This is a genomic window from Alteromonas sp. 14N.309.X.WAT.G.H12 (assembly GCF_036697315.1).
In the GTDB taxonomy this organism is placed as follows: domain Bacteria; phylum Pseudomonadota; class Gammaproteobacteria; order Enterobacterales; family Alteromonadaceae; genus Alteromonas.
Genome location: NZ_JBAHZB010000005.1, coordinates 40,040 through 54,220, shown reverse-complemented (window position 1 = coordinate 54,220; position 14,181 = coordinate 40,040). Strand labels below are relative to the sequence as shown.

General features: G+C 47.1%; 11 protein-coding genes. 8 read left to right on the top strand and 3 right to left on the bottom strand.

What is annotated here, in order from left to right; all coding sequences use genetic code 11:
- Window positions 1–11 precede the first annotated feature (11 nt).
- The 8 genes from V5298_RS03960 to mutT all read left to right on the top strand — a co-directional run bounded on the left by V5298_RS03960 (window position 12) and on the right by mutT (window position 11,890).
- Entirely contained in the window at window positions 12–740 is a 729-nt protein-coding gene (locus tag V5298_RS03960) for a cell division protein FtsQ/DivIB (protein WP_332930173.1), read from the top strand.
- Window positions 741–760: 20 nt separating this feature from the next.
- On the top strand, window positions 761–1,990 hold the full coding sequence (gene ftsA / locus V5298_RS03955; RefSeq protein WP_332930172.1) for a cell division protein FtsA: 1,230 nt from the start codon (window positions 761–763) through the stop codon (window positions 1,988–1,990).
- A gap of 111 nt (window positions 1,991–2,101) precedes the next feature.
- Window positions 2,102–3,265 (top strand): cell division protein FtsZ, encoded by a 1,164-nt coding sequence (gene ftsZ, locus V5298_RS03950; RefSeq protein WP_332930171.1) that lies wholly within the window; start codon window positions 2,102–2,104, stop codon window positions 3,263–3,265.
- Window positions 3,266–3,419: 154 nt separating this feature from the next.
- A complete protein-coding gene (gene lpxC, locus V5298_RS03945) occupies window positions 3,420–4,331 on the top strand; it encodes a UDP-3-O-acyl-N-acetylglucosamine deacetylase (protein WP_332930170.1) in 912 nt (303 codons plus the stop codon).
- 185 nt (window positions 4,332–4,516) lie between these two features.
- Window positions 4,517–7,633, top strand: coding sequence for a diguanylate cyclase (locus V5298_RS03940; RefSeq protein ID WP_332930169.1), 3,117 nt, complete (start codon window positions 4,517–4,519; stop codon window positions 7,631–7,633).
- Window positions 7,634–7,746: 113 nt separating this feature from the next.
- A complete protein-coding gene (locus V5298_RS03935; protein ID WP_332930168.1) occupies window positions 7,747–8,628 on the top strand; it encodes a M23 family metallopeptidase in 882 nt (293 codons plus the stop codon).
- Between the two features lie 154 nt (window positions 8,629–8,782).
- Complete coding sequence (gene secA / locus V5298_RS03930; RefSeq protein ID WP_332930167.1) at window positions 8,783–11,503, top strand: preprotein translocase subunit SecA; 2,721 nt, start codon at window positions 8,783–8,785, stop codon at window positions 11,501–11,503.
- Window positions 11,504–11,890: an 8-oxo-dGTP diphosphatase MutT gene (mutT, locus tag V5298_RS03925; protein WP_332930166.1), complete on the top strand. Its 387-nt coding sequence runs from the start codon at window positions 11,504–11,506 to the stop codon at window positions 11,888–11,890.
- Between the two features lie 88 nt (window positions 11,891–11,978).
- Here the strand turns inward: mutT and V5298_RS03920 are convergent, their stop codons facing one another.
- The 3 genes from V5298_RS03920 to zapD are packed head-to-tail and all read right to left on the bottom strand — an operon-like array spanning window position 11,979 to window position 13,930.
- Window positions 11,979–12,848, bottom strand: a complete 870-nt coding sequence (locus V5298_RS03920; RefSeq protein ID WP_332930165.1) for an aspartoacylase — start codon at window positions 12,846–12,848, stop codon at window positions 11,979–11,981.
- A 59-nt stretch (window positions 12,849–12,907) separates the two neighbouring features.
- A complete protein-coding gene (yacG, locus tag V5298_RS03915; protein ID WP_332930164.1) occupies window positions 12,908–13,138 on the bottom strand; it encodes a DNA gyrase inhibitor YacG in 231 nt (76 codons plus the stop codon).
- 39 nt (window positions 13,139–13,177) lie between these two features.
- Entirely contained in the window at window positions 13,178–13,930 is a 753-nt protein-coding gene (gene zapD / locus V5298_RS03910; RefSeq protein WP_332930163.1) for a cell division protein ZapD, read from the bottom strand.
- Window positions 13,931–14,181 lie beyond the last annotated feature (251 nt).

Here is a 14,181-nt window from a genome sequence, read left to right as displayed (position 1 = left end):
CGAGGCTGACGATGGCGGAAAAAACGCAAAAACGGATCCGACTATGGTCAGGTGTTCTGTTTTTGGTCGCAGTGATGGCGAGTCTTACTGTTGGCGCACTGAAAATACGCGATTATCTGCAGGATGCCCAAAGGGCACCGGTGCAGGTAGTCGATTTTTCAGGTGAATTTAGTCATGTGGATATTCCACGACTGGAGCGCTTAATTCGTGAGGCTCAGCCGGGCAGTTTTTTTTCGCTGGATGTGAACGAAGTTTACCAGCTGGTTGAATCTCAGCCTTGGATTTATCGGGCATCGGTGCGTAAGCAATGGCCAAATACGTTGAAGATTTATTTGGTTGAGCAAACGCCGGTGGCGCAATGGAACGATGATTTTTTGCTGAATCCTTACGGGGAAACCTTTAGTGCCAGTGCAGAAGGGTTGTCATTGCCGAAGTTATTCGGTCCCGGAGGAAGCGAAAAAACGGCCCTTGAAGGCTTCAATGCCATGCAGTCGTTATTGGCGACAACGGCAATGCCGATTACAGAATTGTCGTTAAGTGAGCGCTTTGCTTGGGAAATACAACTGGCAAATGGCATTGAATTAAATTTAGGTAGACAAGAATTTATTGATAGATTACAGCGCTTTATTGATGTCTATCCGTTGTTGGCCAGACAGCCTAAAGCCATAAAATATGTTGATCTGCGATATGATACCGGGCTGGCCGTTGGCTGGCGAGATGCAAATGATGAAAAAAGTTAATAAGAGAGTTTATAAGCACAATGTCAAAACCTGCTGAGCGTAATCTGATTGTCGGACTGGATATCGGCACCAGCAATGTTAAAGCTGTTGTCGGTGAACTGCTAGATGATGAGCAGATAAGTATAGTTGGCGTGGGTACGCAACGTTCACAGGGGATGGACAAAGGCGGCGTGAACGATCTTAATCTGGTGGTTAAATCGGTACAGCGGGCCGTTAGCGAAATGGAATTGATGGCCGATTGCCGGGTATCGTCAGTATTCATGGCGATTTCGGGGCGTCATGTGAAATGCCAAAATGAACGGGGCATGGTGCCGATTAACAATCAGGAAGTGACACAAGAAGACGTGGATAACGTGATCCATGCTGCGCGCTCTGTACCTATTGCGGCGGAACGACGTTTATTACATGTGTTACCCCAGGAATTTACCATTGATGTGCAAGAAGGCATCAAGAACCCGGTGGGGATGTCAGGTGTTCGTATGGAGGCAGAAGCCCATATTATTACCTGTGCCGACGATATGGCAAAGAACTTGGTGAAGTGTATTGAACGCTGTGAACTGAATTCTGATCAGTTAATTTTTTCAGCGCTGGCATCCAGTTATGCGGTGTTGACCGATGATGAGCGTGAGCTGGGCGTCTGTGTGGTTGACATTGGTGGCGGTACCATGGATATCGTGATCTATACCGATGGTGCGATTCGTCATACCGCAGTGATCCCAGTAGCGGGTAATCAGATAACCAGTGATATCGCTAAGATTTTCCGCACACCCATTAGCAATGCGGAAGAAATTAAAGTGAACTATGCTTGCGCCTTAAAAGACATGGTGAGCATGGAAGAGAATATTGAAGTGCCCAGTGTGGGTGGGCGACCAGCGCGGGCGATGTCTCGTCATACGTTGGCAGAGGTTATCGAACCTCGTTATCAGGAGTTGTTTGAACTGGTACAAAAGGAAATTCGAGCCAGTGGTTTTGAAGAACAAATTGCCGCTGGACTTGTACTAACCGGCGGGACCGCCAAAATGGAAGGGGCGGTGGAATTTGCCGAAGAGCTTTTCCAGATGCCGGTTAGAGTAGGAAAACCAATAAATATGCGCGGGTTGTCGGAATATACCGATGACGCAAGTTTTGCAACCGTAGTGGGCTTGCTCCACTACGGTAAAATGCAAGCTGACAATAAGAAATCCAGTAAGCAGAAGTCCGGTGATAGTTTTTTTCAACGGGTGCAAAGCTGGTTTAAAGGTGAATTTTAATTTTAATTTTTGGGGGCGCTAAGACAATGGCATACGATCGCATGGAAGCAGGTGATCGGCGAATTATGACCTGGCTTAGTGTTGTTAGACGTACCAATCCGGAGAGTAAGTATGTTTGAATTAATAGATAGCCACGGCGAAGAAGCTGTAATCAAAGTCATTGGTGTAGGTGGCGGCGGCGGTAACGCTGTAGAACACATGGTGGCACAAAACATTGAAGGTGTGGAATTCATTGCGGTGAATACAGACGCTCAAGTTTTGCGTAGCTCCAGTGCTGATGTCACTTTGCAAATTGGATCATCTGTGACTAAAGGTTTGGGCGCAGGTGCCGATCCTAATATAGGAAGGGAAGCTGCGCACGAAGATCGTGAAACCATTCGTCAATCTTTAGATGGCGCAGATATGGTTTTTATCACTGCCGGTATGGGCGGTGGTACGGGAACGGGTGCCGCACCAGAGGTGGCAAGAATTGCCCGCGAGATGGGGATCTTAACCGTTGCGGTAGTAACGAAACCTTTCCCCTTTGAAGGAAAGAAACGTACAGCATTTGCTGAACAGGGTATTGTGGAGTTGTCGAAAAACGTCGATTCACTTATCACAATCCCTAATGAAAAGTTATTGAAAGTCATGGGGCCAGGCACACCTTTATTGCAGGCGTTTAGCGAAGCGAACAACGTGTTAAATGGGGCCGTACAGGGTATTGCTGAACTCATTACCCGTCCAGGTTTGATTAACGTTGACTTTGCAGACGTGAAAACCGTGATGTCCGAAATGGGCACTGCAATGATGGGAACCGGTGTGGCATCTGGCGCAGATCGTGCCGAAGAAGCCGCGGAAGCCGCTATCGCCTGTCCATTGTTGGAAGACATCGATTTATCGGGTGCGCGGGGTATTCTTGTAAATATTACCGCCGGACCTGATTTTTCTATCGATGAATTTGAAACTGTGGGTAATGCGGTTAAAGCTTTTGCGTCTGAGAATGCCACCGTGGTTGTGGGTACGGTAATCGATATGGAGCTGGCTGAAGAGCTACGAGTCACAGTGGTTGCCACCGGTATCGGGGCAGAAAGAAAGCCTGATATTTCGCTGGTAAGCTCTGAAGGTTCTCGTTTAACGGGCTCGGCAAGAGAATTTGGCACGACATCTGCATCAGACACTAACAGTGTTGGCACGACAGACGGCAATCAAGCCTTGAAAGTCGATAATGATGCGCAGCCAAATAATGATCTGGAGTATTTGGATATTCCGGCATTCTTGCGTAAACAAGCTGACTAAGACATTGGTTGTTCGGAACTAATCCATCGAGATCGGTGTCTGAGTAACAGATAGGGTGTTAAAATAAGGTGCGCGCTTTCGCCGGTATAATTGACTTTGTCACATTATATCTGTACGCTATGCGGCCGCTTTTTGAACAGGTAAAAGCAACGACATGATTAGACAACGTACAATCAAACAATCGGTGCAAGAAACCGGTATTGGTTTGCACAAAGGGGAGAAGGTCACTATGACTCTCCGGCCTGCGCCTGCGAACACAGGAATTGTGTTCCGTCGCATCGACCTTGACCCTTTTGTTGATATTCCTGCCCGTGCAAATGCGGTTGGCAATACTATGCTTTGTACGTGTGTTAATAACGAAGATGGTGTCAGTATTCATACTGTTGAGCATCTGGCATCGGCGTTGGCTGGCCTGGGCATCGATAACATCATTGTTGAAGTTGACAGTCACGAATTACCGATTATGGATGGCAGTGCCAGTCCTTTTGTTTTTCTTCTGCAAGCGGCAGGTATTGAAGAGTTAAACGCACCTAAGCGTTTTATTCGCATTACTAAAACTGTACGTGTTGAAGACGGTGACAAATGGGCCGAGTTACGTCCCTATGATGGTTTCCGTGTTGATTTTCGTATCGATTTCGATCACCCGGTGATCAGTCAAACCCGCCAGCATATGGTGATGGATTTTGACAGCTGTTCATACGTTAACGAAGTCAGTCGTGCTCGTACCTTCGGTTTTATGCGCGATCTTGAATACATGAACGCGAATAATCTAGCCTTAGGTGGCAGCATGGAAAATGCCGTGGCGCTGGATGATTTTAGGATCCTTAATCCTGAAGGTTTACGCTACGACGATGAGTTTCTTAAGCACAAGGTGCTTGATGCTGTGGGTGATCTCTACATGGGTGGTCATAGTATCATCGGTGAATTGGCTGCCTTTAAAACAGGCCATGGCTTGAATAACAAGCTGCTCAATGCCGTATTATCTCAGCAAGATTGTTGGGAGTTCATTACCTATGAAAATGAGGATGAACTACCTATTCGCTATGCACAACCTGTATTAGCCTAATCGAAAAAACCGCCTTCCCCCGGGCGGTTTTTTTATGGGCGCATCGGAAACTTAGACTAAAGAGTAAAACGCTAGAAAAGATATACAGGCCCTTGGCATGTTATTCTTTAAGAAAGCTTTATTGATCCTAGCATTTCGGTCTAGTTTTACAGTCATCTTAAGTCGTAGCAACGTGAGTGGAGCCGATGATCATTACAGATGTGTGTGTAGTCTCTGTATTTTCTTATATGTATAAAATTCGCCGAGTTAGCCTGATTAGAAGCTTGGTGTTGTTCTTCGTTTTATTTTCAGCTATTCCTGCCATCGCCAGTTCTTCTGAAAAAACTGTCGCGGATATGCAACATTCGCCCATTCCTTATTCTGTTTACCATCAGCGTCTTTGGGATACGCGGGACAATATGCCGCAAGTTTCTGCGGTGAGTATTACCCAAGATAAAACCGGGTTTATCTGGGTTGCCACAGAAGGTGGACTGGCCCGTTTTGACGGCCATCACTTTCGCGCCTATGGCACGGAAGATTCTCCAGTTTTGCTGGATCCTATTTTGCGTTCGGTGTTTGTTGATTCATTAGATCAATTATGGGTTGGCGCGTCCACGGGATTGATTGTTAAGCGGGGAAGTACCTTTACAAAGTTAGACGCCGGTGACGACAGTTTGGGAAAGATCGAAGGGATCACTGAGTTTGCTGGCAAGATTTATGTGGGGGGTAACGATATCTTTATCGTAGATAAAACGGCCCTCACCATTGATAAAATCAAAATGGGGTTAGGGCCAGTCACCGCGTTGGTTAAGCACCAGGAATTTCTTTGGGCCGTGTTTAATAACGCCCTGGTGAAGTTTAAAAATGACGGCACTTACCAAATTATATCTCTTAAAGGCCAACCGAGTAATTTTCAGATTAATCATCTGGTTGTGTATCAGGATCAGGTGTTGGTGGGCACGTCAAAGGGGGTATACCGGGTTGAGGACGATGGTCAACTTACCCTGGCGGTTTTTGGTGGCAAACCCGTCACTGATGCCGTTGGCATGCTCTATGCCGATTCTAAAGGTAATTTGTGGATAGCTTGCGAACAAATATTACTGCAAATCTACGGCGACAAGATTGTGGAGGAAGTGTCCGGTATTGATGGGAAAACACTGCCTTGGTTTGTTGCTGCGTTTGAAGATAGGCTGGGTAATTTATGGCTGGGCAGTCGTACCCATGGTCTTTTACGATTGCGCTTCGACGGCTCCCGTAACTATGGAATCGAGGCTGGCCTGTCACAACCGTTTGTGTGGACCTTCTCTCAGTATCAGGATGATATTCTGGTGGGCAGTAATGCTGGGTTATATCGTTTTAAAGAGGGCCATTTTACGCCGTTAGTGAACGATGAGAGACTTCCTAATCCGGTGGTATATACCTTGTTTGTGGATAGTCAGCAGCGTATTTGGGCCGGGACACGCGCTGGCGTTGCTATGCTTGATGGTGATTTTAAGGTGCTACGGCAATTCCCCAGTTTGCAAAACTATCAGGTTAACGGGGTGACCGAAACGCCGGATGGCAAAATTTGGATCGCCACCTTGGAAGGTCTGTATAGCTGGAATGGCAAATCCTTAGTGAATGAATCTAAACGCTTATCTTTAAAAAGCGTAAACACCCGGGCGGTATTTACTGATCAAAATGGTCAATTGTGGATTGGTACGGCGGTAGGGGCTTACCAATACGCCAAGGGCAAGTTGACCACCTTTTATGAGGATGACACCCTCAGTTCCAGTTTAATTGCTTTTTTTACCCAGCTGCATGATGGAAGAATGGTGGTCGGTACATTTCAAGCTGGGTTAGGCATTCAAACTGACACTGGCTGGTATTGGCCCGATGCAGGAATACTACCGGCTAAAAATGCCTTATATGCCGCTGAGTATGATGGCGCGCTGGTTATCTCCAGCTCCAAAGGGGTGTATAAAGTTTCGCTGGCATCATTGACGCCAAAGCACGCCTTGGATATTCAGGTGCTGGTTGATGATTACGGTGCCGAAGCCAATACCGACGGAATTCGTTGTTGCAATGGGGCGGGAAATGCAAAAGGGCTTTTACATAATGGCATGATGTACTTGCCCACGTTAAACGGCGTGGCTGAGATTGATTTAAGTCAGGCCATCGATTCGGTTTCCTTACCGCAGCCAGTTATCGAAGGCATGGAAGCGGAAAACCACTGGTATGACAGCAATGGTGTGGTTTTGCCCCGCGGCCAGCGTAATGTGGGGTTTAAATATTCCAGTCCTAAATTTTATCGCAACAGTGCCCTGCGTTTTCGCTACATGCTTGAAGGCTATAACCCAGAATGGAGCGCCGCTCTTTCTCGCCGCGAAGCCTTTTACACTAATCTACCACCGGGCACGTATGAGTTTAAGGTACAAACCCGTATGTATGAGCAAGGGGCGTGGTCTGCACCGGCAACATACCGTTTCACTGTGCCGGCTTACTGGTATGAACAAAATTGGATGATTGGCATTTTCGTGTGTCTTGGCATCCTCGCGCTGTGGGGCGTGGTGCAATTACGTATGCGCCGGTTAGAGCACAGTAAAGCCCGCTTGGAAGAGATGGTAGCGGCACGCACCATGGCACTGGATAAAGCCAACAAGCAACTGGAGGAAGCGAACAAGCAGTTAGAAGAAGCCAGCTTAACCGATGCTCTCACCGGTTTTAAAAACCGCCGCTATTTAGATGTGTATATCGATCATATTCTTGCCCGGTGTCAGCGACTGGATAAAGGGGTTTGTTGTATCCTACTGGATATTGATAACTTTAAGATCTTAAACGATCAACTTGGTCATTCGGTGGGCGATGATATCTTGGTGGCCTTTTGTGATCTGTTACGGCGTCAGGTACGAGACAGTGATCATCTTGTGCGCTGGGGTGGCGAAGAATTTCTTATTTTGTTGGATGTGGGGGTATCGGTGGCGGAGTTTATGGAGCGTCTGATGGACGCCATCGCCACCAATGTTTGGCCCCACGCTTGTGAACTGCCCACAAAACCCAGTTGTTCGGCAGGCGTTTGTTATCATCATAGTGGACTGTCGAACTGGCAATGGGAACATTCACTCATCTTGGCAGACAAGGCGATGTATTTGGTAAAACGGGGCGGGAAAGCCGGCTGGTTACATATGCAGCCAAAAGTGGATATGCCATCAACACTCAGTGTGGATGTCGCGAAATTAACACCGGAAATGTTATTGCGCAGTCATCATTTTGATTTGCGCGGCTCGGAGCATATTATGTCCTCGGCAAACAAAATAAAGCAATCCAGAGTAGAAAACGGCTAAAAAACGTCTTTTTTTAGCCTTTGGTATAAAAAAAAATCGCTGGGTATCTCATTGTGGTTTGTTCATTTGCCTGATCGGCGTTAAACTAGCGCAGATTTTATTGAGAAAGACGAATGAAACTAACCATCTCCTTAATAGGTAAACAGCGTCGCTACCGAAAAAGCATCAGTGTGAGAACACTGGTGAGCTTTACGGTGTTGTCGTCTCTGTTCATGTTAGTATCCAGTCGAAGTACCGATTCAGTGTCTGAAGATATTGCCAGAATCAAATTGGCTCAGGCCGTCAATGAATCCGAAAATACCGATGTTGAGAAACTCACCGAAAAAACCCGCCAACAGCTTACTATGCTGGCAAAACGTCTGGCCGACGTGGAATCGACGGTGGCTCAACTCGACGAACAAGGCAAGTTAATTGCCGCCGAATTCGGGATGGAGGCACAAGATTTGTCTGCCTTTACCCCAGACTCTACATTAAAGAACGTGGAAAATGACCCCCTAATGCAGCAGCTGGCGTTGGTAGCAAAGTCTGTGGAAGCAAAAAAACAGCAGCTAGCCATGCTTGAAAGTCTGGTTCGGGGGCATCATATCCAACAACAGAGTCAATTATCTGGTCGACCGATAGCGTCGGGATGGTTGTCTTCTTATTACGGAATGCGTACCGATCCGTTTACCGGTAAACCTGCCATGCATAAAGGCGTGGATTTTGCCGGTAAAGCGGGAGATGACGTTTTAGCTACAGCCGCAGGCATAGTGACTTGGGCTGGCAAACGGAATGGTTATGGCGTGTTAGTAGAAATTGATCACGGAGATGGCATGGTGACCCGTTACGGGCACAATCAAGGGCTATTAGTCTCTGTGGGAGATGTGGTTACCAAAGGGCAGCCTATTGCCATTATGGGAAGCACCGGCCGTTCTACCGGCACACATGTACACTACGAAGTAATAAGAAACGGACAACCGATCGATCCTCTGCCTTTTGTCGTCAAGCGACGATAACCGGTAGCAGCCAGAATCCAGCTTATGGGAACATAAGCTGCCAAATCAGATAGGGTGGCACAGTGGCTTAACACGCGCAGTGTCATTTTTTTAAATCGACGAGAGTATCCGGGACGCCGGTTTCTCGTATAAAAGTAGTGGAATCATCAACCAAATGTTTGCAAGCATCCTGAGAAAAGTATTCGGTAGCCGAAATGACCGACTATTAAAAAAATTAAAAAAGAACGTCGATGCCATTAATGCGCTTGAAAAGGACTATGAAGCGCTGTCAGATGAGCAGTTAAAAGGCAAAACCGCAGAACTCAGAGCCAGACTGGAAAAAGGGGAAAGTGTCGATGATATCCTTATTGACGCTTTTGCCACAGTTCGGGAAGCCAGTAAACGGGTTTATGGCATGCGTCACTTCGACGTGCAATTGCTTGGCGGCATGGTACTCCACTCAGGAAAGATTGCAGAAATGCGTACAGGTGAGGGTAAAACCCTTACCGCGACCTTACCTACTTACCTGAATGCCTTAACTGGCAAAGGGGTACATGTGGTAACGGTGAACGACTACCTTGCCCGACGGGATGCCGATTGGTCCAGAGAGTTGTTTGAATTCCTTGGCATGACCGTAGGGTGTAACGTGCCGGGTATGGCCCCTGACATGAAACGGGCCGCTTACCACGCCGATGTCACGTACGGAACCAATAACGAGTTTGGTTTTGATTACTTGCGGGACAACATGGCCTTTAGTCCTAAAGACCGGGTGCAGAGACCTTTGCATTATGCCGTGGTGGATGAAGTTGACTCCATATTAATTGATGAAGCCCGTACACCGTTAATTATTTCTGGTGCCGCCGAAGACAGTTCGCAATTATATAAAGCCATCAATACGGTGATCCCTGAACTTGTGCAGCAAGAACAGGAAGATGAAGAAGGCCAAGAAGGCGATGGTGATTACACCGTTGACGAAAAAGCCAAGCAAATTCACCTTACCGAACACGGTCAGATCCACGTAGAAGAGATCCTCCATCAAAAAGGCATTTTACCTGAAGGTGAATCCTTGTTTGCAGCGGGGAATATCTCGCTGCTGCATCATATTAATGCCGCTTTACGGGCGCACAAGTTATTCCAGCGGGATGTGGATTACATCGTTAAAGACGATCAGATTGTTATTGTTGATGAACATACTGGTCGTACCATGGAAGGACGTCGTTGGTCAGAAGGATTACACCAGGCTGTGGAAGCCAAAGAAGGGGTGAAAATTCAAAATGAAAACCAAACGCTAGCTTCTATTACCTTCCAGAACTACTTCCGTATATACGAAAAACTGGCTGGGATGACAGGTACTGCGGATACCGAAGCCTTCGAATTCCAGCATATCTATGGTTTAGAAACCGTGGTTATTCCCACAAACCGCCCTATGGTACGTAAAGATATGGCGGATTTGATCTACCTTACCGCCCAGGAAAAATACGACGCCATTGTGGCCGATATTCGTGCCACGGTGAAAAAAGGCCAGCCGGTATTAGTCGGTACTGTGTCTATCGAAAATTCTGAATTATTGTCTCGGGTGCTTAAAAAGGAAAAAATTCCCCATAAGGTCCTAAACGCCAAATTCCACGAACAAGAAGCGGATATCATCGCGCAGGCCGGTAAACCCGGTGCCGTGACCATTGCTACCAATATGGCGGGTCGTGGTACGGATATCGTATTAGGTGGTAACTGGCGGGCAGAAGTTGAAAAGCTGGAAAACCCTACTGAGGCACAAATCCAGAAACTTAAAGATGAGTGGGAAGAGCAGCATAAAATAGTGCTTGAAGCCGGCGGACTGCATATTATTGGGACTGAGCGCCACGAATCCCGTCGAATTGATAATCAGTTGCGAGGCCGTTCTGGTCGTCAGGGTGATCCGGGCTCAAGCCGTTTCTATTTGTCTCTTGACGATGCCCTAATGCGTATTTTTGCTTCGGAAAAAATGGCCGGCATGATGAAACGCTTGGGTATGGAACATGGTGAAGCCATTGAGCACCCTTGGGTTAGCCGTGCCATTGAAAACGCCCAGCGCAAAGTGGAAGGCCGTAACTTTGATATTCGTAAGCAGTTGCTGGAATACGATGATGTGGCCAATGATCAGCGTAAAGTGATTTACGAACAACGTAACGAACTGCTTGATGAAGGTGATATCAGTGAAACCATTAAAGCCATTCGCGTGGACGTGGTTAACGGGATTGTGGATGAGTATATTCCCCCGCAATCGCTAGAAGAAATGTGGGATGTGCCCGGCTTAGAAGAGCGACTGAAAGCTGACTTTAAAGTGGATTTACCGGTACAGCAGTGGCTTGATAATGATGACAAGCTTTATGAAGAGCGGATCCGTGAACGAGTTTTAGAAGAAATTGAAGGTGCCTATAAAGCCAAAGAAGATGTGGTAGGGCCCGACGTATTGCGTCAGTTCGAAAAAGCCATCATGTTGCAAAACTTAGATAGCCACTGGAAAGAACATTTGGCGGCTATGGATCATCTGCGTCAGGGCATTCATTTGCGTGGTTATGCGCAGAAAAACCCCAAGCAGGAATACAAACGGGAATCCTTTGAACTGTTTTCCAGTATGCTCGAAGCGTTAAAAGTGGAAGTGATCACCATTTTAAGCCGGGTACAGGTGCAAGCAGAATCGGATGTGGAGAAGGTTGAAGAGCAACGTCGACAAGCCGATGAGCTGCCTAAGAAATTCGAGCATGAAGATACCCAGGAATCGTCTTCGACGCCTGAAGCGGCGGGTAATGCGCCGGTACGCACCGCCATGCGTGAAGGGCCGAAAGTAGGCCGTAACGATCCCTGTCCTTGTGGTTCGGGCAAAAAGTACAAGCAGTGCTGTGGTAAGTTGTCATAAATGAGCACAGTGCAGGTCGCGGTAGGCGTTATTTTGCGTGAGGATCAGGTGTTTATTTGTAAACGCCCCTCAGATAAGCACCAAGGCGGCAAATGGGAGTTTCCCGGTGGTAAGGTGGATGATGGTGAAACCGCCATTGAAGCCTTGCGCCGAGAACTAAAAGAGGAAGTGGGGATCACCGTATTAAACGGCGAACCCCTTGTTACCGTTACCCACGATTATGGTGATAAACGGGTGTGTTTAGAGGTGTTTACCGTCTCTGAATTTACCGGTGAACCAGCGGGTTTAGAAGGTCAGGATGGGCTGTGGTGTGTTGTAAATCAGCTTGATCCCAAGGCATTCCCCGATGCCAATGTGGCCATTATCGATGCCTTGCTAAAACACTAAAAACTGGCTTTTGCTGCTTTGACCGTGGCATGTGCTTTATCTAAGTAGTAAAAGAAACAGGCGTAAAACGCCTGTTTTTTTATGCCTGTTACAAGGTAATACGGCTGGCGGTGGCAAAAGCCACATGTAATTTGTGGTAGGCCGCTTCATTAATGAAATGAGGGTAGGTGGTGTCTTCTTCCCAGTGGTAAATTGTGCCATCAAACCCAGTAAATGCTGGTGCGCCCTGAGCTAAAGGCTTAAAGTCTCGATCCTGCAACTGATGATGGATCATGGCTTTTCGTTGCCCTTTTTCATCTAATGGAAAACTGACTTCTTTACCCAATCGAAAGGCTTCGCAAGGAGGGAGCCGGGAAAGCGCCTGTTCTTCGTTCCACGCCAGACAAAAATCAAGGATGGCTTCTGCCATTTTTTCGGTCAGTAAATATATATCTTCGCGCAGCACGCCCTGGGGTTGGCCGCCCACTTCAATCATCACCCCTTTTTTGCCCAGTGTGCAAAGGTAGCCATGGGACGCAAAGGTCTTTTCATCTTCGATGAGGATATTGGCTTCTGGCATAGCCTGCTTCACAAAACGGGCTAGAGCAATATTAAACTCATCGTGTTCTAAAATGATTAAGGTGGCACCCATTTGACTGGTGGTGTTGTGCACATCAACAAAAAAGTCGGTGGCCGAAGATGGGCCTTTAGGGCCGAATTCTTCATTCAACTTTTTGGCGAGTAGGGCTTCTTGCGCCGGGTTATCGGTAGCAAGACGCTCAGGGGTAAACTGGCGGTTTAAATCTTCATCTAAAAAGCGCACGTTGGCGTCGATGGCTTTTTCATTGACTAGGGCGCAACGTACATTTAACCCATTAAAGCGTGCCGGTAAGCCGCTTTGTTGCCATTGGCGAATTAATTCAATGCCGCTGGTTTCATTACCATGGGCACCACCCGTTAAAACGATGGAATTGAGCATAGTTTACTCACCTTTTAATAAAGCGAAACCGGAACTAAGAAGATAATGTCCGGTGAGGATCAGTGTTTAAAAAAATCATCCTGTTGCTGACTTAACATGGCTTCGATATCTTCAATATCCGGCATGTTTTCTGGCGTCTCAGGGGTTTGTGTTGTGGCAGGAATGGCTCTGTCTTCTGTGGCCCACTCCCCCAAATCAATAAGCTGACATTTCTTGGAGCAAAAAGGGCGATACAGGCTGGTCGAAGACCATTCCACAAGGGTGTTACAAGTAGGGCAATTGACTTTCACAACCGGTTCTTTATCGTAGTTCAGTTAATACAAGGAAGTTTAGCAGGCCGCCAGGGTAAATGTCACCGGGTTTTCCACCGAGGGGGATTGGCCTGGCTTGGCGTTAAACCACATAAAGCGAATGGAGTAGCGGTATTTATTCCCACTTAAGGTGGGATAAAACCCTTCGCTAATATCGCATTTTACCCGAATCAGTTCGTTTTTGTCGTCGGCCACCCCTTGATAAAAACCGTTTTCCGCGGTGATAGGTTCAAAGGTGGATTTTTCCCGTAAAAAAGAAAGTAATATGGCCACGGCTTCTTCTAATGATTCAAGGGATTTTCGCCACTGCTTCATATCTTGTTGCTGGCCTTGTTGCGGGCTGTTTAGCCAAAAATGCAGGTTGGGTAAGTCAAAACTGCATACGCCGCCGGGAATGGAAAATCGTTGGCGAATGGCCGATAAAAAAGGATCTTCTTTTAGGGCGCTGCCCAATTTTCGCTCTGCTTTAATATTGCTTCTAAGCGCCACAATGGATTGCAAGGTTTGCTCTAAAGCTTTTTTATCGATATTGGGGTAGCTGGACCATAAAATCAGGTTACGCTCATGGGTATCCAGATCTTTTAACAGATCTGAGCGCATATCCAGTCGCTCTAACAGATCCATTAGCGTAAATAACTGCTCGAAAAAATACACTTGTAACGCGGTATTCTGTGTTGACGCCCCGGTTTTCAATTGCCCGAGCAAATGTTCTATACGCAGATAATTCCGCACCTTTTCTTTAAGTGGAAATTCGAAAGTTGTGGTGGTCATGAAGGCCTCTCTGTTATATCGCCTAGCACTACAACGCAAAAGTGTGAAAATTTCAACCCCTGACGTGAATTTGCCCCTTAATGAGCCGATAAAGCAGGATCAGGCAGAAGCGAGCTTAAGGTATTTGTGATGCAATTTGTCCACTAAGGCAGGCAGCGCTGACAGCTTGCCATTGTTGTCGATGACATCATCGGCCTTGGCAAGGCGCTCGGTGCGACTTGCTTGAGCCGCCATAATAGCACGAATGGTGT